At 67.4% G+C, this 16798-nt stretch carries 17 protein-coding genes and 2 pseudogenes; 7 read left to right on the forward strand and 12 right to left on the reverse strand.

All coding sequences use genetic code 11. The features are described from left to right. Positions 1-30 precede the first annotated feature (30 nt). Both SLNSH_RS04430 and SLNSH_RS04435 read left to right on the forward strand, forming a co-directional pair. Complete coding sequence (locus SLNSH_RS04430; protein ID WP_106335470.1) at positions 31-1230, forward strand: MFS transporter; 1200 nt, start codon at positions 31-33, stop codon at positions 1228-1230. A 12-nt stretch (positions 1231-1242) separates the two neighbouring features. Next, complete coding sequence (locus SLNSH_RS04435) at positions 1243-1701, forward strand: nuclear transport factor 2 family protein (RefSeq protein WP_106335471.1); 459 nt, start codon at positions 1243-1245, stop codon at positions 1699-1701. 122 nt (positions 1702-1823) lie between these two features. Here the strand turns inward: SLNSH_RS04435 and SLNSH_RS04440 are convergent, their stop codons facing one another. After that, positions 1824-3044 carry a patatin-like phospholipase family protein gene (locus SLNSH_RS04440; RefSeq protein WP_106335472.1) on the reverse strand — a complete coding sequence of 407 codons (1221 nt, stop codon included), beginning with the start codon at positions 3042-3044 and terminating at the stop codon, positions 1824-1826. Between the two features lie 57 nt (positions 3045-3101). Continuing rightward, positions 3102-3926 (reverse strand): 3-hydroxybutyrate dehydrogenase, encoded by an 825-nt coding sequence (locus SLNSH_RS04445; RefSeq protein WP_106335473.1) that lies wholly within the window; start codon positions 3924-3926, stop codon positions 3102-3104. A gap of 119 nt (positions 3927-4045) precedes the next feature. Here SLNSH_RS04445 and SLNSH_RS04450 point away from each other — a divergent pair, with 119 nt between their 5' ends. Continuing rightward, positions 4046-4969, forward strand: a complete 924-nt coding sequence (locus SLNSH_RS04450; RefSeq protein ID WP_106335474.1) for a LysR family transcriptional regulator — start codon at positions 4046-4048, stop codon at positions 4967-4969. Between the two features lie 4 nt (positions 4970-4973). Here the strand turns inward: SLNSH_RS04450 and SLNSH_RS04455 are convergent, their stop codons facing one another. Together SLNSH_RS04455 and SLNSH_RS04460 are read right to left on the reverse strand one after the other, a co-directional pair. Further along, positions 4974-6266 carry an NAD(P)/FAD-dependent oxidoreductase gene (locus SLNSH_RS04455; RefSeq protein ID WP_106335475.1) on the reverse strand — a complete coding sequence of 431 codons (1293 nt, stop codon included), beginning with the start codon at positions 6264-6266 and terminating at the stop codon, positions 4974-4976. Positions 6267-6487: 221 nt separating this feature from the next. Further along, a pseudogene (locus SLNSH_RS04460) lies at positions 6488-7673 on the reverse strand (transposase). A gap of 200 nt (positions 7674-7873) precedes the next feature. Between SLNSH_RS04460 and SLNSH_RS04465 the strand changes: the two are divergent. From SLNSH_RS04465 to SLNSH_RS04475, 3 genes are all read left to right on the forward strand, one after another. Next, on the forward strand, positions 7874-8791 hold the full coding sequence (locus tag SLNSH_RS04465; RefSeq protein ID WP_106335476.1) for a LysR family transcriptional regulator: 918 nt from the start codon (positions 7874-7876) through the stop codon (positions 8789-8791). A gap of 109 nt (positions 8792-8900) precedes the next feature. Further along, positions 8901-9611 carry a class II aldolase/adducin family protein gene (locus SLNSH_RS04470; RefSeq protein ID WP_106335477.1) on the forward strand — a complete coding sequence of 237 codons (711 nt, stop codon included), beginning with the start codon at positions 8901-8903 and terminating at the stop codon, positions 9609-9611. Between the two features lie 60 nt (positions 9612-9671). Beyond that, complete coding sequence (locus tag SLNSH_RS04475) at positions 9672-10652, forward strand: Bug family tripartite tricarboxylate transporter substrate binding protein (RefSeq protein WP_106335478.1); 981 nt, start codon at positions 9672-9674, stop codon at positions 10650-10652. 145 nt (positions 10653-10797) lie between these two features. Here SLNSH_RS04475 and SLNSH_RS04480 read toward each other — a convergent pair whose 3' ends face one another. From SLNSH_RS04480 to SLNSH_RS04490, 3 genes and pseudogenes are all read right to left on the reverse strand, one after another. Next, on the reverse strand, positions 10798-11292 hold the full coding sequence (locus tag SLNSH_RS04480; RefSeq protein WP_106335479.1) for a DUF305 domain-containing protein: 495 nt from the start codon (positions 11290-11292) through the stop codon (positions 10798-10800). A gap of 337 nt (positions 11293-11629) precedes the next feature. Continuing rightward, positions 11630-11851 carry a hypothetical protein gene (locus tag SLNSH_RS04485; RefSeq protein WP_158266678.1) on the reverse strand — a complete coding sequence of 74 codons (222 nt, stop codon included), beginning with the start codon at positions 11849-11851 and terminating at the stop codon, positions 11630-11632. Positions 11852-11927: 76 nt separating this feature from the next. Further along, positions 11928-12340, reverse strand: a pseudogene (locus SLNSH_RS04490) (SDR family NAD(P)-dependent oxidoreductase); the annotation flags it as partial. 308 nt (positions 12341-12648) lie between these two features. Here SLNSH_RS04490 and SLNSH_RS04495 point away from each other — a divergent pair. Beyond that, entirely contained in the window at positions 12649-13077 is a 429-nt protein-coding gene (locus tag SLNSH_RS04495; protein WP_106335481.1) for a RidA family protein, read from the forward strand. Between the two features lie 350 nt (positions 13078-13427). Here the strand turns inward: SLNSH_RS04495 and SLNSH_RS04500 are convergent, their stop codons facing one another. The 5 genes from SLNSH_RS04500 to SLNSH_RS04520 form a co-directional block, all read right to left on the reverse strand. After that, positions 13428-14237: an anti-sigma factor family protein gene (locus SLNSH_RS04500; protein ID WP_106335482.1), complete on the reverse strand. Its 810-nt coding sequence runs from the start codon at positions 14235-14237 to the stop codon at positions 13428-13430. After that, complete coding sequence (locus tag SLNSH_RS04505; protein ID WP_245422045.1) at positions 14234-14983, reverse strand: sigma-70 family RNA polymerase sigma factor; 750 nt, start codon at positions 14981-14983, stop codon at positions 14234-14236. Before SLNSH_RS04505 ends, SLNSH_RS04500 begins: the two co-directional genes overlap by 4 nt. Then, a complete protein-coding gene (locus SLNSH_RS04510) occupies positions 14980-15204 on the reverse strand; it encodes a hypothetical protein (protein ID WP_106335483.1) in 225 nt (74 codons plus the stop codon). The genes SLNSH_RS04505 and SLNSH_RS04510 overlap by 4 nt, the downstream gene beginning before the upstream one ends. After that, entirely contained in the window at positions 15201-15629 is a 429-nt protein-coding gene (locus SLNSH_RS04515) for a cupredoxin domain-containing protein (RefSeq protein WP_106335484.1), read from the reverse strand. Before SLNSH_RS04515 ends, SLNSH_RS04510 begins: the two co-directional genes overlap by 4 nt. 68 nt (positions 15630-15697) lie before the next feature. Next, positions 15698-16654 carry a metallophosphoesterase family protein gene (locus SLNSH_RS04520; protein WP_106335485.1) on the reverse strand — a complete coding sequence of 319 codons (957 nt, stop codon included), beginning with the start codon at positions 16652-16654 and terminating at the stop codon, positions 15698-15700. Between the last annotated feature and the right edge of the window lie 144 nt (positions 16655-16798).

The raw sequence follows: 16798 nt of genomic DNA on the forward strand, positions 1-16798 counted from the left end.
GCCGCCGTCTTGCTTACGGAGGAGGAACCGATGTCGCACACCGTTGCGTCCTCGCTATCACGCGTCACCCTCGCCCAGCTGTCCGGGGCGGCGACGACGGCCGTCGTCGCCGTCATGGCGTTTCTGACGCTCGTCGACCTGTTCGCCGCACAAGCCATCCTGCCCGCGCTGACGCGCGCCTATGGGGCGACGCCGGCCGCCATGGGCGTCGCCGTGAACGCCAGCACACTTGGAATGGCGGTCGCCGCGCTGGCCGTAGCCTTGTTCGGGTCAGGGGTGGACCGACGAACGGGGATCGTCGGCAGCCTCGCGCTGCTCGCCTGTCCCACCGCGCTGCTCGCGTTCGCGCCGAGCCTGGCCGTGTTCACGGGCCTGCGCGTGGCGCAGGGCCTCTGTATGGCGACCGCCTTCACGCTCACCCTCGCCTATTTGGGCGAGCGTTGCCGCACGGGCGCCGCTGCCGGGGCCTTCGCGGCCTATATCACCGGCAACGTGGCCAGCAACCTGTTCGGCCGCCTCCTGTCGGCCACGGTGGCGGACCAGTATGGCCTGGCCCCGAACTTCCTGGTCTTCGCCGGGCTCAACCTGGCGGGCGCAGCCCTCGCCGCCGCCACGCTCTCGATGTACCCACCGTCCCGTTCCACGGCGCCCGCCAGGCCGCGTTGGACTGACCCGTGGCGCCGCGCAGAGTTGAGGGCGGCCTTCGGGGTCGGCTTCTGCATCCTGTTCGCCTTCATTGCGACCTTCACCTACGCCAACTTCGTGCTGGTCGCGCCGCCACTGGGCCTCAGCCCGGTGGCGCTCGGCTTCGCATACCTCGTGTTCGCGCCGTCCATCGCTACGACCCCAGTCGCCGGCGCCGCCGTGAGCCGGTTCGGCTCTCGGCCGGTCATCATGAGCTCGCTTGCGGTTGCGGCTCTCGGGCTCCCGCTGCTGCTCGCATCATCGGTGGCCATCGTGCTCGCCGGCCTTGCCCTGGTGGGAGTTGGGACCTTTTTCGCCCAGGCGGCCGCGACGGGCTTTGTCGGGCGCTCGGCCGGAAGCGACCGCGCCGTCGCGAGCGGGTTCTACCTCGCCTCGTATTTTGCGGGCGGCCTTGCCGGCGCGGCGATCCTGGGGCGCGTGTTCGACGCCTATGGGTGGCCCGCCTGCGTGGTCGGCATCGGCGGCGCTCTTGCCGCGGCCGCCCTGCTGGGCCGCCGCCTCGTTTCCGAACAGCTCCGCGCCTAGGAGGACCTCGCCATGAGAAGCATGATCGTCGCCGCTCTCCTGTCCACGAGCCTGATCGCGACGTCCGCGTCGGCTGGCGTCCCCGGGGAGGTCCTGGCCACCTACGAGGCTTTCGCGGCCGCCCAGAACGCCCGCGACCTTGCGCGAGTCCGCGAACTGCTGCTGGACTCGCCAGACTTCCTCTGGGTCTCGGATGGCATTCCGGTCTGGGGCCCCGACGCCACTTTGGCGCGCATGGCGCTGTTCCAGCAATCGGAGATCTGGCGGGTCGAGCCCGCGCTGGAGCGCGCCAGGGTCGTTGAGATCGGGCCGGGGTCGGCCTTTCTGGCGCTGCCGCTCGTTCTGCGCATTGGGAGCAGCGCGCCTGGACCGGATGCGCTCCGGTTCCTGGTGAACGTGCTTTGCGTTCACCGCCCGGAGGGTTGGCGCATCGCGGCGCTCTTCACGACGCCCGACAAGACGGCGCCATAATGGCTCGCCGGAAAGCCTGCGGCCGGTCCTCACGGGCCGGCCTTCGCGCGCATCCCTGAAGCCGAATTGCAAAAGGCCGCCGACCCGATGTCGGCGGCCTATCCTTGACGATCCGGATCGCATCATCCGGCCGTCATCACCACGCCAGGCCGAGCCTCATGTAGGATGAAGCCCTCGATGGGATCAAAGGCGCCGTCCCAGGGCGCCTGCTCCAGCACACGGATCGTATCCTCGTAGCCGGCCCGCCAACGGGCCTGGATCCCGGCCGGGCTGAAATCGATGTCCTTGGTGTGGTCCTCCCCTTCGAGGGACGGGGCCAGCAGGCGGACCACATGCATGCGCGTGAGGCATCCATAGGCCGCCAGCTCCTCGACTTCAGGGTCCGCCCGCTCGCGCGTCGGCAGCCGCCGCGCGAGTTCCGCGATAATGTGCCGGAGGCGGTGCATCTGCTTCTGGCGCTGGATGTGGGTTGCGGCCCGGCTGGAATACTGGATGTCCTTCTGCCGGTTCATCACCTCCCAGATCGTCTCCGGCTCCGGCCCGCTCGGGTTCCAGATATGGACGGCGAACACCAGGGAGTTGCGGCGAGGAATGTCGTCGAACACAGCCTCCACCGGCGTATTGGAAAGAATGCCGCCGTCCCAATAGAGCTCGCCGTCAATGCGGACGGCGGGGAAGGCTGGTGGCAGGGCCCCTGACGCGAGCACGTGGCGGAGGTCGAGCGCCATGTCGCGGCTGTCGAAATAGCGCATCTCGCTGGTGCGCACGCTCGCCGCGCCGACGGTGAGCCGGGGTCCGTCGCCGTTGATGCGCCGGAAGTCGACAAGGTCCTTCAGGGTCGCTGCGAGCGGAGCGGTGCTGTAGTAGCCCGCGCGCTCGGCCCCGAGCCGCACATGCGCGCTCCCGAAAGCCGCAAGGTTCGGCGCGAAGAAGGCCGGAATGCCCTGCAGCATGGTGGCCAGGGAGGCCGTGATCGGCCCGACCAGGGGAAGGCTGGCGAAGGCGCGCGCAAGTGGGCCATGCTCCACCCGGGCCCAGAACTCCCGCAGCTTCTCCATTCGGTTCTCGGGGGCGTTTCCGGCCACGATGCTTGCGTTGATGGCGCCGATCGAGGTGCCGATCACCCAGTCCGGCTCCAGGCCAGACTCGTGCAGCGCCTCGTAGACGCCGACCTGGTAGGCTCCGAGGGCGCCGCCTCCCTGGAAGACGAGCACGATCTGCCCGCAGGGATGGCGTCGGCGCGATCCGTCGCCTGGTGGCGGCGGCTCAGAGCGATCGTTCCCTGAATTGCGTATCGGAGCGGCGCCGTGGTTCGCAGCCGCTCGCGTAAGCAAGGCGTCCATGTCCCTCTCCTGTGTGTTCGGGCGCTGCGGCGAGGCCGGAGGCGCCCGGCTACCCCGTCAGTGAGCTGTCCAGCCTCCGTCCACCGGCAATGCCGCGCCGGTGATGGAGGCGCCTGCGTCGCCCGCCAAGAAGGCGGCCAAAGCGCCGATCTCATCCACCTGAGCGAACCGTTTGTTGGGCTGATTGGCGAGAAGCACGTCCCGGATCACCGCCTCGCGCGGTATGGAATGCGCCCTGGCCTGGTCCGCGATCTGAGCCTCCACAAGGGGAGTCCAGACATAGCCGGGGCAGATCGCGTTGCAGGTGATCCCGGTCTCCGCCGCCTCGAGCGCCGTCACCTTTGTGAGGCCGAGGAGGCCGTGCTTGGCGGCCACATAGGCGGCCTTGAACGGAGAGGCCACGAGCGCATGGGCCGATGCGACATTGATGATGCGGCCCCACCCCCGTTCGCGCATGCCGGGAAGCGCCAAACGAGTCGTGTGGAAGGCGGAAGTCAGGTCAACCGCCAGGATCGCGTCCCACTGAGCTGGCGGGAAGCTTTCAAGCGGGCTGACATGCTGGATCCCGGCGTTATTGACCAGGATGTCCAGGCGGCCGAAACGGGCTGAAGCTAGCTGCATCATCGCGGCGATCGCGGTCGGGTCCGCCATGTCGGCTGGCGAGTAGACGGCTTCGATGCCAAACTGGTCATCGAACGAGAGGGCGAGCGAGCTGCCCTCCTCTGGCCGGCCCAGTCCGTTGAGAACGAGGGCGGAGCCCGCGCCCGCGAGGGCGCGCGCGACAGCGAGGCCAATGCCGCTGGTCGAGCCCGTCACCAGCGCGACGCGCCCTGCCAGGGGCTTCTCGGTCCGGACTTGGTCAGGTGATACTTGAAATGTCATGGATCGCTCCCTTGTGACCGCCAAGCCCCCGCCAGAGGGGGCTTTCCAGTCGACGACGGTGCGCCGCGGGAGTGATGATCTGAAATGCCGTCTGCCTGCCGTTTCTATAGGGGCCCGCTATGGAGATGCATCAGATCCGCTACTTCCTCGCCCTTTGCGAGGACCTGAACTTCACACGCGCCGCGGAGCGCTGCCATGTGGCCCAGCCCTCCCTGACCCGGGCGGTAAAGCTGCTGGAAGACGAGCTCGGGGGGCCGCTGTTCCATCGCGAACGGGCCAACACGCACCTGTCCGAACTCGGCCGCATGGTGCGGCCCCACCTGGAGGAGGTGTATGAGCGCGCCCAGCAGGCCAAGCGCGAGGCCCTCGATTTCAGCAAGCTGAAGCGGACGACGCTGCGCATCGGCATCATGTGCACGATCGCCCCCTACCAGCTGGTCGACCTGCTGACGGCGGTGCAGGTTCGCCATCCGGGCGTGGAGTTACATATCGTCGACGCCGCCGCGCCTCAGCTCGAGGAGCGCCTGGTGCAGGGCGACCTGGAGGTGGCGATTTATTGCCGGCCCCAGGTCGGCGACGACGACAGGCTGCACCGGATGGCGCTTTTCCGCGAGCAGATGATGATCGTCGTGGCTCCGACCCATCGGTTCGCCGGCCACAACGTGGTGCGGGCGCAGGATCTGGATGGCGAGCGCTACGTGAACCGCGCCAACTGCGAGTTCACGGGCATCGCCGGGCCGATCTGGAAAGATCACGGCGCGACCTGCAGCCTGGTCTACCGCAGCGAGCGCGATGACTGGGTCCTCGCGATGGTGGCCGCCGGCCTGGGCTTTGGCTTCATGCCCGAATCCTGCGTCACGCATCCGGGGGTCGTGGCCCGCCCGCTGATCGACCCTGAGTTCTGGCGGGAGGTGAACCTCGTCACGGTGCGGGGCCGGCCCCACTCGCCGGCTGTGGGAGCCTTCGTCCGCGAGGCAATGCGGGCGCGGTGGCCGGGGCAGGCCCGACGGTCCGAGCCGGGTTTGGAGCCGGACGCGGCCTGACCAGTCAAGCCGCCCTGCCGCGACGGACGCCTTGGGCAGTCGATAGGTCGCGCTCCGACGCCGGTCGGGAGCCTCCCGTGATCAGCCGCGTTCCGCGCTGCCACGTGATGTAGGCCCATGCCCAGGTCAGCGCCACGACGAGCCGGTTTCGGAAACCAATCAGGAAGTACACGTGCGCAACCGACCAGAGCAGCCACGCCGGAAAGCCGGACAGCCGCAGCGGCCCGAGTTGGGCCACCGCTCGCTTGCGCCCGATGGTCGCCATGGAGCCGAAGTCCCGATAGCGGAAGGGACGCGACAGGCCGTACCGGATCTGGTGGGCCACTTGTCGGCCTTGCTGCTTGGCCACGGGCGCGACGCCAGGGTACGGACGACCGTCTGGTCCCGCGACATGGGCCGTGTCGCCGATGACGAAGACATCGTCGCGGCCGGGCAGTCGAAGATCCGGGCCGACGATGACGCGTCCGGACGGGTCGGCCTCCGCGTCCAGCCACTTCGCTGCCGGCGAGGCGCGCACGCCCGCCGCCCAGACGACCGTCCTGCTGGGCAGCCGCTCGGCCCCGAACGCCACGCCGCGCCGATCGCACGCCGTAACGGCTGTCCCCGTGCGGACTTCCACGCCGATGTCCGTGAGGGCTCGCTCCGCCTTGGCGGAGAGCGCAGGGTCGAAGCTCGGCAGCACTCGGGGGCCGGCCTCGACGAGCACGATCCGAGCCATCCGGGGATCGATCCGCTTGAAATCGCGCGACAGGGAACGGCGGGACAACTCGGCGATGGCTCCGGCCATCTCGACCCCGGTTGGCCCCGCTCCCACGACTACAAAGGTCAGAAGCTCGGTCTGAACGACAAGGTCCGGTTCGCTTTCCGCTCGCTCGAATGCCAGCAGAATTCGCCGGCGGATGTCAGTGGCGTCGTCGATCTTCTTCAGCCCTGGCGCGAAGGGCTCCCATTCGTCATGGCCGAAATATGCATGTCGCGCGCCCGTTGCGACGACGAGCGTATCGAATGGCGCCTCGCCCTGGTCCGTTGTGACCAACTTTCGGGCCAGGTCCACGTTCGCCACGCGCGCCAGGAGCACCGAGACATTCTGCTGCCCTGACAAGACGCTCCTGATCGGCGAAGCGATGTCCGCCGGCGACAGGCCAGCGGTCGCGACCTGGTACAGGAGCGGCTGGAACAGGTGATAGTTCTGACGGTCGATCACCGTGATCTCGACTGGAGCTCCCGCCAACCCACGGGCAACCTCAAGACCTGCGAACCCTCCGCCGAGGATGAGTACCTTTTGAATAGCCGACATGCGCGCCTCCTGAACTGCTCATGTCAGCGTGAGCCGCGGTCGACCCCATATCCAATGCCTTGGGCCTATCAGCTCTATGCTCGCCCACTGGCAAAAGCCTACCAGTGCGATCCCTTATGGGGTACGGGCTGAACGTCTGCATTGGGTCGATGTCGTTGAAAACCTCGCCTCGTGGTCGGAGCAAAGACGCGGGCGAGGCAAGGCGAGGAGCGTCTCTCTCCTCAGGCTGGCATCACCTGCGGCCCGTCGGGCAGGAGCTTGGCCAGCCTCCTTAGGTTCTGTGCGGCGGCTGCGCGGTGCAACTCGTCTCGGACTCCATAGGGGCCGCGGAGCCGCAATCTGTCGAGCCTCAGAATGCGCTTCAGGTGCGCGAACAGCATCTCCACTTTCTTCCGCTGCCGGCGCGAAGTGGAGTATTCGTCGGTGGCGGCGATGGCCCGCGCCATGTCGCGAGCTCCTTCGTGGATTGAGCGTGGGATCTTGCGGGCCGGCGTGTTGGGGCAGCACCGACGCTTCATGGGGCAGGCGTCGCAGTCGTGCTTGCTGGCGCGGTAACGCATCATGCCGTCCTCGTCGGCCAGCGGACCGGGGGTCCGATAGGTTCTCTGTCGCTGCCGCAACAGCTTGCCGGCGGGGCAGCCATAGGCGTCCTGGTCGTGGTCGTAGGCGAACTCGGACCGGCTGAAGGTGCCGTCCTGGCGCTCTGACTTATCGAACACCGGGATGTGGGGCTCGATCCCGCGCTCGTGGACCAGCCAGGCGAGGTTATCGGCCGACCCGTAGGCGTCTGCGGCAAGGCGGGCCGGCCAGAGGTCGAAGCGGTCCTGGGTGCGCTCGATCATCGTACGTGGGGCGCCGACCTCGGCTTGCCGGATCGCGCGGCTGGCTTCCACATCGAAGGCGTGCCCCTTCAGGGCCCCGTCCCTCGGCGGAGCGCTGCCTGTTCGCGTCCGCCTAGATCAGGCTGGCGTCGACGGCTAAGCCTTCCCCGCCGACGAGGCGCTCGTCCATGCACCGCCGGACGGTAGCCTCGAAGAGTTCGCGGAGCAGGTCGCTGTCGCGGAAGCGGCCATGCCGGTTCTTGGAAAAGGCCGAGTGGTCCGGCACAGAGCCTTCCACCCCCAGGCCGCAGAACCAGCGATAGGCCGGGTTGAGGTGGACTTCCTCGCATAGCCGGCGCTCCGAGCGGATGCCGAAGCAATAGCCCACCAGCAGCATCCGGATCATCAGCTCAGGGTCGATCGAGGGCCGGCCCATCTCGCTGTAGACGGGCCGCAGGTGGGAGCGAACGCCGGAGAGATCCACGTACCGGTCGATCCCGCGGACGAGGTGATCGGCCGAAACGTGACGCTCGAGGCTGAACTCGTAGAACAGAGCTTCCTGAGCCACCATCCGTTCGCCCGTCATCGCGTTGTCCCCCCGCCCGAGGACAACTGAATCAGGACTTCACACCCGCAGCCATGGCGACTTTTTCAACGCAATCGACTCAAAGCAGCCCGCCGGGCGTCCGTTTTCGGCAAGCGAAGGATTCAGTTCCGTTCAAGCATACCGGACATGTGGCCAAGCGGGCCGCAACTGGCTAGCATCATCAGCCTGGTCGCACGAACATGAACCTCCGGCGGTTGAGATATCTCATCGGGATCATCGACGCCGGCAACATGACGCGGGCCGCGGCAGCGCTGAACGTCGCGCAGACGGCGCTCAGCGCTCAGATTCGCCAGCTGGAGGATGATCTCGGAATCGCGCTGCTGCGGTGTCACTCCCGAGGCATTGAGCCAACCGAGGCCGGCAGGCTCCTGGACGCGCGCGGGCTCGTGATCCTCAGGTCGATTGAGGAAGCCCGCAGGGACGCCGTGGCGCTCGCGGCGACCCGCGAGGAACGCGTGCGCTTCGGCATCACGCCGGCATTGATGCTGATCATCGGCGCCGATTTGCTCGAGCGCGTTGCACGGGAATGCCCGCAGGTGTCGCTGGCGCTGGTCGAGGCCATGAGCCACATTCTGCTGCCCGACCTCCTCTCGGGGGCCTTGGACGTGGTGCTTTGCTACGATCTGCCGGACGATGCCCGTATCGAGCGCACCGCCTTTCTTCGGGAGGACCTGGTTTTCGTCTCCCGGCCCGGCGTCGAGACCGGCGACGCGATATCCCTTGACGACGCGCTGCGGCACACGCTCGCCATGCCGGAGGAGCCCGACACACTCCGCCTGGCGGTGGCTGCGGCGGCGAGGGAGATCGGCGCCGAGCTGAAGGTGTCGCAGGAGGTGCGCTCGATCTCAGCCATGAAGACGCTGGCGATCCGGGGCACGGCCAGCTGTGTTCTGCCGATGGCCGCAGTTTCCGAGGAAGTCGCGGCCGGGATGCTCGAAGCCCGCCCCATCGTCATGCCGTCGGTCAGGCGCACGCTCTACCTGGCCTGGTCGGCGCAACGCCCGAACCCGCGCTGCCATCGACCGCTCGCCGTCTCCGTGCGCGCCGCGCTCTCAGGCCTCCTCGAAGTCCTGGGTCAGCTCGCACATCCGCTTTGACCCGCCGCCGGCCCGCCAGCGGAAAAACCGCAGGCTGCCCTCGCGCGAACCTGTTGGACCGCAACGCCCGACCCTGGGCAGAGTGTGATCGCGAGACGAGGAGTGGACCGTGAAAGATGCCGTCGCCCGAGCCCTAGACGATCTGGTCGCCGCCAACCACATCCTAGCCGCCGAGAACATTCTCGACGGGTTCGGCCACCTCAGCGTCAGGCATCCCGGGAACCCCGACGCCTTCCTGATCACGACGGTGCGGGCCGCGGAGCTCGTGTCCGGCGAGGACATCGTGGAGCTTGACCTGGCCGGCGCTCCGCACACGGGAGAGCAGCGGCGGCTGTTCGCGGAGCGGATACTGCATGCGGCCGTCTACCGGCTCCGGCCAGACGTCAATGCCGTGTGCCACCACCATGCGCCGGCGGTGCTGCCGTTCTGCATAACGGGCGAGCCGCTCGTTCCAGTCGTGCATCTCGGCGCGACAATGGGAACCACGGTGCCCTTTTGGGATAGCCGGGAAGAATTCGGCGACACCGACCTGCTCATCCGCACGGAGGCGCAGGGCCTATCTATGGCCAGCGCGCTGGGGCCGCACTGGACCCTGCTCATCCGCAACCACGGGGCGACAGTCGTCGGGCGGTCCGTGCGCGAATGCGTCTTCCGCACCCTCTACGGCGCCCACAACGCCGCCATGCAGATGCAAGCCCGCCAGCTCGGCCCTCTTCGGCCGCTCACGCGGAGGGAGGCGGAGCTCGCTGGCGACTTCAACCTCACCCCGATCGCGGTCGACAGGAGCTGGGATCGATGGCGCCAACGCGCCTCCGCCTGAGGGCGCGCGACGACTGCCCCCTGTTTGGCTTGCCCACGTCTTTTACCCGGAGGCCACCCCATGAACCGGCGCACCTTCCTCGCGGCCGCATCGAGCTTCGCCGCCCTCGGCTGTTCCCTAGACCGCGTACTCGCGCAGAGCAGCGGGTACCCGCAGCAGACCGTCAAAGTCGTGGTGCCATTCCCCGCCGGAGGCGCCGTGGACGCCTCGATGAGAATCGTCGAGCCCCGGCTGCGCGAGCTGCTCGGCCAGTCACTCGTCATCGAGAACAAGGCCGGCGCCAATGGCATCCTGGGGGCGACGCAGGTAGTACAGGCGACGCCCGACGGCTACACCCTCCTCTTCGCGCCACGCGAGGTCTACGGGGTCAATCCCATCCTGCAGGCCAAGCCTCCCTACGACGCACGGCAGGATTTTTCGCCTGTCGGCATTGCCACGGGCGCGCCTTACGTCCTCATCGTTCACCCGAGCGTCGGAGCGAAGTCTTTGGACCAGCTCGTGGACAAGGCTAGGCAGACCTCGCTCGCCTATTCGAGCTTCGGTCACGGCAGCATGGCGCATCTCAACATCGAGACGATGGCGCGCCATTTCGGCATCAAGCTGCTGCACGTGCCGTACCGCGGCTCGGCGCCCGCCGTGCAGGCGGTCGCGACGGGCGAGGTGGCCCTTTCGATCTCGACCCCGCCGGCTGCCATGGGCTTCATCGCAGACGGCACGATCCTGGCGCTAGCTGTTGGCGCCGATCGGCGGATCGATCTGCTCCCCAACGTGCCAACCTTCGCCGAGCTGAAGCAGCCGACTGACCTCCTCGTTGCGGCGTCCTTCGCCATGGCGGCGCCCGCAAAGACCCCGCCGGAGATCATCACCCGCGTCGCCACGGCCCTGCGAACCGCCCTCGCACACCACGACACTGTCGAGCGCCTCCGAAAGGCGGGCCTAGAAGTCGTGGCGAGCTCGCCCGAGCAGATGCGAGCGGCGATCGAATCTGACATGGTGAGGTTTGGCCAGCTGATCCGGGAGACGGGAATCAAGGCGGAGTAGCCGGGCGCGCCTGGCGCCAAAGTCCCTTCATGTATGCTCTAAAGCTGCAGGCGAGCTCCTGACCCCAAGCGGCCTTTGCCCACGTCGCTTTTGAGCGGCAATGGAGATTTTCTTTATAGTGACGCTCCGCGGCAGTGGCCCCGGGTTACTGATCCGCGCTCCGCGCGGGGAGGTCAGGGGATCCCGGAGAGGGCGGCGTGCGTTCCAGGTCCCCGATCAGCTGCTTCATCTCGCCGATTTCGCGGACCTGCGCCTCGATGATGCCGTCGGCCAGCTTGCGGACCCGAGGATCTTTGATGTGGGCCCGCTCGCTGGTCATGATGGCAATGGAGTGGTGCGGGATCATCGCCTTCATGTAGGAGACGTCGCCGACGGTAGCCTGGCTCCTGATGAGCCACAGCGATCCGAGGAACACCACCGCCCCGGCCACCAGAATCCCGACGTTCACCGCGCGGTTCTTGTACATGCCCCACATAAAGCCGAGCATGATCATGGCCATGACGGCACCCATGAGCAGGGCCATCCAGGCGCGGGTCTGGCTGAAGAACACGTGGTCCAGCGCGTACGTGTTCAGATACATGAGGCCGAACATCACGATGGTCGAGGTCACGACCATGGCCGCGAAGCGGGCATAGGACATTCACGCTGCTCCCGATATCTCATTTGAAAGAGGGGCCTGTTCGAAACGGGGGCGGACGATCGCGGGTTCCGGCCGGGAGCTGGTCGTCATCCAGAGCTGCGTCCGTCAACGCGGCCCCGTCCGGCGCCGCCGGGAGAGTTCCCGGTAAGGTGCTTCCGGGCTGACGGTGATCTCGGCCGCGACGTCGACCCAGTCGCGGTTGTCGCCTCGGAGCACCTGCATCGGGGCCGCGCTTCGGTCCGAGGCAGCCGCCCAGGTGAATATCGAGAATGTGCGCGGTCTGTGGCCAAGGGCAGCCGTATCTGAAGAGCCAGGAGGTACCAGTGCAGGCCCCCGATCAGGCGAGCATCTGCGTGTCCCCGCAAATGGAGATCGCCTGGCCGGAGATGGTCCGGCATCGCGGGCTGGCCAGGAACACGATCTGGTCGGCGAGCTGCGGCGGCGTCACGTATTCCTTGATGGAGGTGTACGAGAACGCGATCGCCTCCATTTCGGCGAACTCAAGGCCGCGTTGCTGCGCCTTGGCTTCGAGGACGCGGCGCTGGCGATCGCCCGCCACGAGGCCGGGGAGAATGGCGTTGACCCTTACCCCGTCGCCGCCGAGCTCGATCGCCAGGGACTTGGTGAAGCCGNTACGAGAACGCGATCGCCTCCATTTCGGCGAACTCAAGGCCGCGTTGCTGCGCCTTGGCTTCGAGGACGCGGCGCTGGCGATCGCCCGCCACGAGGCCGGGGAGAATGGCGTTGACCCTTACCCCGTCGCCGCCGAGCTCGATCGCCAGGGACTTGGTGAAGCCGATCACGCCCCATTTCGCCGCCGCATAGGGCGCTCGCATGGCGAAGCCCAGGCGCCGGGCCAGCGAGGACAGGTTCACGATCGAGCCATTCCGGCTCTGGCGCAGATGAGGCGCCGCGAGCCGGGCGCAGTTGAACTGGCCCGTGAGGCAGACCGCGAGGCAGCGTTCCCAATCTTCGGGTTGATCTCGTCGACCGTGCCGGTTGGGTCCGCGATGCCGGCGTTGTTGACCAGCGTGTCGAGGCCGCCAAGCGCGCCCAGGTGGGTTTGTTGCTCGTTCCCCGTTCTGGTCTGCATGCCGGTCAAGCTGCCCCAATAGGCAGGTGGCCGAACGATTGAGAGTTTGGGTTCGTCGAGAGCCGACTGGCGTACGCATTTCCCGCACCCGTCCGAGAGCACCCGATGCGCAAGCAATGAGGAAAGCACCGAACGACAAAATTCCCGAACATCGCATCATCTCGCATTCTATTATCGCGAGGTTGGGCGGTTCTTCGCCGTCCTGGCGGTCGTAGAGCTACGTCGAGGCCTTTGGAGAGCGTGACAGGGAGGCGGAGGCAGGAATGAGCAGAACTTCGATTATTCCGGACGGGGTTCATGCCCCTGCAGGAGCATATAGCCACGGCGTGGTGACGCACGGGCCTGGCGAGACGCTCTACATATCAGGTCAGGTCGGTGTCGATCAGTCGGGGAGATCGCTGGAGAGTTTCTCAGCCCAAGCGGAACAATGCTGGCGAAACCTGGTCGCGATACTCAAGGCCGCGGGCATGTGCTCGCACGACCTCGTGAAGGTCACCACTTTTTTGACGCGCGCAGAGGACGCAGTGGAGCTCGGCCGAATCCGCGCGCCCTTCTTGGACGGCGCGCGTCCGGCGTCGACATTGGTTACCGTCCCGGGCCTTGTGAAGCCCGAATGGCTTATCGAGGTCGAAGCAATCGCCTTCAAGAGCGTGAGCTCCAGCGTCGACGAGGCGCAGCGTGCATGCAGCTGAGCGTCTACTCGCTTCTCTAAGGCCGTACGTGTGAGGCCGAGATCCTCGATTTAGCCACCCCCGCGCGCGCCTGGAGTTCGCCGAGCCCGATGCCTTGCGCAAGATCCGCGTTGCGCAAGGCAACACCAATATCGGTTGTATCGGTTGGAGCGCTTCCCCGAAATAATCCGCTCTCACCCTGAAATCGTGTCCCGCCGGTGTGCTGGCTTATGATTTCATCGGCCAGTCTGCGCTTCCAAAGATCCGGCTGAGGTCGGGTGCGGCCACTCGGGCCCCACGAGATCAAGGTCGCCGGCCGGCGGAGTTCGCAAGCATCCGCTCGGAAGCGGCTCGACCACCGCGGGCTGGGATCATCGCGGAATTTGTCTCGAGATGTCCTCGCGGAATTGCTTCAGCTCGACCGGATTGAGGTCGGAAACGGCCCAAAATTGCAGCCCAGCCTGGGTCCAGCCCAGGATGTTATACCCTTCGCTCGCCGAGGCTCGCGCGACCTCCTGGGTCGCCGGCCAGACGAAAAGATTGATCACGTGCTGGTTGCGCTTATAGACGAGCGCGCCCACGACCTTGCGGTCGATGTAGTCGAGCCGCGCCCCGACCAGCGGGAATCCTCGGGCGGCCATGTCGGCGACCGGGGGCGAGAAGTCGACCTTGCCGTTGAACCAAGGCTTCACCTGATGCTGGTCCGACGTGGTGACGTCCGTCAGATGGCTGGCGAGAAGCGAGCGCACATGGCTGCCCACGAGCTCCGCCTGGAGGTCTTCCGCCTTTCTCGGCGGCGTCACAACGACCAGCGCCGCCGCCAAAGCGACAGCAGCGAGCGACGGGGCGAGGCTCCAGCGGCCGATCCGGCCAAGGGCCGCCAGTCTCTCGGAAGGGGCCGACGCCCGCGCCCGCGGCGCCGTCGCATTGCCGCTCTCGGCTGCGAGAGCGTTCCCGACGCGCAGCCGGAGGCTGTCCGGCGCCGCGAGCCGAAGCCCGGGCTCCGCCAACGCGAGCCGCACGGAGCGCAGCCGTTCAACCTGACGCGCGCAGCTTGCGCATTCCGCCAGATGGGCCTCGAATTGGAGCGCGTGGGCGGCGTCCAGTTCGCCGTCCACGTAGAGGTTCAGCAAGGTTTCCCAACCGCTGCAGCGGGGTTCGCGTCCAGCTTCGCCGCTCATGCCCGCTCTCCGTCCGGACGCCTGACGCGCCACCGCAAGGCGAAGGCCTTTCTCGCCCGCGCCAGGCGCGACATGACTGTGCCGAGCGGCAGGTCGAGCACTTGCGCGATGTCGCGGTAAGGCAGGTCCTCGATCTCCCGCAAGACGAGAATTTCACGTGCCGGCTCGGGCAACTCCGCCAAAACGGCGCGCACGCGCTCGGCCTCGTCGCGGCGGACAAGCACCGCCTCGGGATCGTCCTCGCCGGCCGGGGCCTCGGTCCCTCCGGCGCTCGCGCCGTCGCCGCTCCGACACTTGGAGGCGGCGCTCCCGTCGACGACGGACGATCTACGGCGAAGCTCCTCGCGCCAGGAGAGATGACAGTTGCGCACGATGGCCAGCAGCCACGCCCTTGCATTGTCACCCCGGAAGCCGTCGAAGCCGCGGAAGGCCCTCAGGCAGGCGTCTTGGACTACGTCTTCCGCAGCGTCCCTGTCGCGGCAGAGATAGACGGCGAGGGTATAGGCGGCGTCGAGGTGTGGCAGCACCAGGTCCTCGAAACGGGACAGGGCGGCCTTCCCGTCCGCCTGTACGGGTGCGGACGCCCGACCCTTGCGGCCGAATTCCCAGGAGGCCATCTCGGCCAAGGGCGGGGTGGGGGGGCTTTGGCGAGCGATCCAGCTCCATGCCCGGGTCAGGCTGAACAGGCCCCGCCTTGGCCAGTCCACGGCCAGAGCGACGCCCAGCGCCGGCGTTCGAATCGTCATGAGGCCCTCCCCTGGGAGAGGCGCAACGCCTTTCCGACCTCGCTCACCCAGCAGGCCGTGTCCGCCTCTTGGGTGGCGGCGTCGGCGCCCCCGGGCGGAGCGTGCGACGGCTCGAGAGCCGGGCCGAGCGCCGCGATCCCGGCCAGAAGGACGAGCCACACGACACCGCCCGCCGCGACATGATTCCAGCCCAGCTGAAAGTCCGTCGGGTCGTAGCTCATGGCGCCGGCCCCGTCGCGCGGGATGCCGCCGCTGGGGCCTCCGCCGCGCCGCGGACCTTCACTGTGCCGGTCATGTGCGGGTGAAGCGAGCAGAAATAGACGAAGTCACCGACCGACGCGAAGGTGATCGAGAACCGGTCGTCCGTGTCCAGGGCCCTGGACCGGAAGCTCTTCCCGGCGGCGACGACGGTGTGGGGAATGTCGTCGCGGTTCACCCAGGTCACGACCGTGCCCGGCGGGACGGTGAGTTCAGGTGGGTTGAACGAGAAGTTGTCGATTGTGACGATCACTTCCCGGGGCAGTGGAACGGCGTGCGCCTGCTGGGCGCTGGCGAGCGCGGGCCAGAATGCGGCGAAGGCCAGTCCGAGCAGGGCCAGGCGGCGCGCGAATCGCAGCCGTCGCGAGACGGCGAGACAACCAACCATGACGAGGTTTCCTTGTTGGCGGAAGCCGCAGACGCAGGGACCGACGCTTCCACGGGCCATGCGCAGATTCAGCCCGACAGGGGGCGATCGATGATGGCGAGAGCCTCGCTTCCCTGGACGAAGTCGATCGAGGCGACCCCGAGATAGCGGCGCAGCTCGCCGGCCGGCACCTTCAGGGGCCCGGGGGAAGAGGCCGCGCCCGGAGCGGGCTGGGGAAACGCCGTCGAGCGCGCCGTGTGGAAGGCCACGCGGCCCTCCACCTTCTGCATGACCTGGTGAATGTGGCCGTTGAGCACGGTCACCGAGCCGAAGCGGGCAAGATGGCCCAGCGCCTGGGCCGCATCGGCGGTGCCCCAACCCCATTCCGGGTAGATCGACCACAAAGGGATGTGGGCGAAGACGACGATAGGCGTGCTGGAGGCGAGGCCCGCGACGTCCTTCCGCAGCCAATCGAGCTGGTCGGATCCGAGGTTGCCTAGGCCGCCAGCCCGCAGGTTGACGACGTTGACCAGGCCGACGAAGTGAACGCCGTTGCTGTCGAAGCTGTACCAGCCGGCCCCGCGGGAGCCGCGGCCGAAGCGGTTGAGGTAGGCCCTTCCCTGCCCTTCGTCGAGCAGGTCGTGCTCACCCGGCACGTAGAAGACGGGAACGCCGGCGTCGCGGATGAGCTGCTCCGCATCGTCGAATTCCTTGTCCTTGGAGAGGTGACTGATGTCGCCGGTGTGGATCATGAAGGAGGGCGGGACGGGCAGCGCCTTGATGCGCTCGACCGCCTCGCGCAGGGTCGCGAGCGCGTTGGGGTTGGCCGGCTTGTCGAACCCCACATGGCTGTCGCTGATCTGCAGAAAGCTGAAGGGGGACAGGGCCGGCTGTTCAGCCAGGGCATGGATGAGCCCCACCCCAAGCGGAGCCCCGCCCGCAACCGTCCACAGCACCCCGCTTCCTGCCCATGTCATGCATTCCAGGAAGCCGCGGCGGTCGACGCCATCCTTGTCTGGGCCGGTCTCATCGCGTTTGCGTGTCATTTTCGCCTCCGGATCGAGCGTGGCATCTCCCACGCCGATCCAGACCGGGGATGCTGTCCGGGTATTCCCTGGTGGATGGCGGCTGACGTCGAGCGGGGCCATTTTGGCGATCACGAACGAGTGAGCCCGAACGCGGCGGCCGAT

Origin of the sequence: Alsobacter soli (assembly GCF_003004785.1) — a bacterium.
GTDB lineage: Bacteria > Pseudomonadota > Alphaproteobacteria > Rhizobiales > Beijerinckiaceae > Alsobacter > Alsobacter soli.

Bases quoted from the DNA above. Each gene is read 5' to 3' on its own strand.
- SLNSH_RS04430 (WP_106335470.1), top strand. From the start codon at position 31: ATGTCGCACACCGTTGCGTCCTCGCTATCACGCGTCACCCTCGCCCAG.
- SLNSH_RS04435 (WP_106335471.1), top strand. From the start codon at position 1,243: ATGAGAAGCATGATCGTCGCCGCTCTCCTGTCCACGAGCCTGATCGCG.
- SLNSH_RS04440 (WP_106335472.1), bottom strand. From the start codon at position 3,044: ATGGACGCCTTGCTTACGCGAGCGGCTGCGAACCACGGCGCCGCTCCG.
- SLNSH_RS04445 (WP_106335473.1), bottom strand. From the start codon at position 3,926: ATGACATTTCAAGTATCACCTGACCAAGTCCGGACCGAGAAGCCCCTG.
- SLNSH_RS04450 (WP_106335474.1), top strand. From the start codon at position 4,046: ATGGAGATGCATCAGATCCGCTACTTCCTCGCCCTTTGCGAGGACCTG.
- SLNSH_RS04455 (WP_106335475.1), bottom strand. From the start codon at position 6,266: ATGTCGGCTATTCAAAAGGTACTCATCCTCGGCGGAGGGTTCGCAGGT.
- SLNSH_RS04465 (WP_106335476.1), top strand. From the start codon at position 7,874: ATGAACCTCCGGCGGTTGAGATATCTCATCGGGATCATCGACGCCGGC.
- SLNSH_RS04475 (WP_106335478.1), top strand. From the start codon at position 9,672: ATGAACCGGCGCACCTTCCTCGCGGCCGCATCGAGCTTCGCCGCCCTC.
- SLNSH_RS04480 (WP_106335479.1), bottom strand. From the start codon at position 11,292: ATGTCCTATGCCCGCTTCGCGGCCATGGTCGTGACCTCGACCATCGTG.
- SLNSH_RS04495 (WP_106335481.1), top strand. From the start codon at position 12,649: ATGAGCAGAACTTCGATTATTCCGGACGGGGTTCATGCCCCTGCAGGA.
- SLNSH_RS04500 (WP_106335482.1), bottom strand. From the start codon at position 14,237: ATGAGCGGCGAAGCTGGACGCGAACCCCGCTGCAGCGGTTGGGAAACC.
- SLNSH_RS04505 (WP_245422045.1), bottom strand. From the start codon at position 14,983: ATGACGATTCGAACGCCGGCGCTGGGCGTCGCTCTGGCCGTGGACTGG.
- SLNSH_RS04510 (WP_106335483.1), bottom strand. From the start codon at position 15,204: ATGAGCTACGACCCGACGGACTTTCAGCTGGGCTGGAATCATGTCGCG.
- SLNSH_RS04515 (WP_106335484.1), bottom strand. From the start codon at position 15,629: ATGGTTGGTTGTCTCGCCGTCTCGCGACGGCTGCGATTCGCGCGCCGC.
- SLNSH_RS04520 (WP_106335485.1), bottom strand. From the start codon at position 16,654: ATGACACGCAAACGCGATGAGACCGGCCCAGACAAGGATGGCGTCGAC.